Source organism: Bacillus sp. LR--39 (genome assembly GCF_053613335.1).
In genome coordinates, this window is sequence record NZ_JBSIOT010000221.1 from 1 (window position 1) to 1257 (window position 1257).

Below are 1257 nucleotides of genomic sequence, written 5' to 3' on the forward strand. Positions count from 1 at the left end.
AGGATAAGCCGTTCTTTACAGAATCGATTCCAAAGCTTGAATCTCTTAAACAGCCATTTTATGCGCATTTGATTACATTGACAAACCATTATCCGTTTAACCTTGATGAAAAAGACGCGTCTCTTAAAAAAGCGACAACAGGCGATAACACAGTTGACAGCTACTTCCAGACAGCGCGTTACCTTGACGAAGCGCTTGAGCAATTCTTCAAGGAGCTGAAGGAAGCCGGCCTGTATGACAACTCAGTCATCATGATTTACGGTGACCATAACGGTATTTCTGAAAACCATAACCGAGCGATGAAAGAGATTCTTGGAAAAGAGATCACAGATTATCAAAACGCACAGAACCAGCGTGTGCCGCTGATGATCCGCGTTCCTGGCAAAAAAGGCGGAGTGAACCATACGTATGGCGGCGAAATTGACGTTATGCCGACACTTCTGCACTTAGAAGGAATTGATTCTCAGAAATACATCAACTTTGGTACTGATTTATTCTCTAAAGACCACGACGATACGGTGGCATTCAGAAACGGAGACTTCGTAACGCCGAAGTACACATCAGTCGACAATATCATTTACGATACGAAGACAGGTGAAAAACTGAAAGCGAATGAAGAAACGAAGAATCTGAAAACAAGAGTGAACCAGCAGCTGAGCCTTTCAGACAGTGTCCTGTACAAAGACTTGCTGAGGTTCCATAAACTAAATGATTTCAAAGCCGTTGATCCGTCAGACTATCATTACGGCAAGGAAAAAGAAATCAAATAAGATAAAAAAAGAGCCTTGAGCGGGCGCATTGCCTTCGCTCAAGGCTCTTTTTTGGTTATACAACCAACTTGAAAAAATAGATTCCATTTGGTCACCAAGGCTGGCTTTTTCTCATATCATTACAGTAGATTTTGAAACCGGATTGAAATCGGACAAATTATCGGGGAAATGCCTTGATAGATTGTGAAGATGTACCAGGTTTCGAACTCAATATTCATAGAGATGAGGGGTAGAGATGAAAGCGGTCATTCTCTGCGGCGGAAAAGGAACGAGAATGAGTGAAGTCACGAATGACATTCCTAAACCGCTTGCCATGATAGGCGGCAAACCGATTCTATGGCATATTATGAAAATTTATCAGTACTACGGAGTAAACGAGTTTATTCTGCTTTTGGGCTATAAAGGAGAAAAAATCAAGGAATACTTTCTCGACTATGAATGGAAGCACAACAGCCTGACACTCGACAGCTCTACGGGAGAGGTACAG

Annotated in this window: 1 protein-coding gene and 1 pseudogene; both read left to right on the plus strand. The window is 42.2% G+C overall.

The window, feature by feature from the left end; all coding sequences use genetic code 11:
• Nucleotides 1-770 (plus strand): annotated as a pseudogene (gene ltaS1 / locus ACWHAR_RS21970) (lipoteichoic acid synthase LtaS1); the annotation flags it as partial.
• 235 nt (nucleotides 771-1005) lie between these two features.
• Nucleotides 1006-1257, plus strand: a 252-nt coding sequence (locus tag ACWHAR_RS21975) for a sugar phosphate nucleotidyltransferase (RefSeq protein WP_452087822.1), incomplete at its 3' end; no start/stop codon positions are given.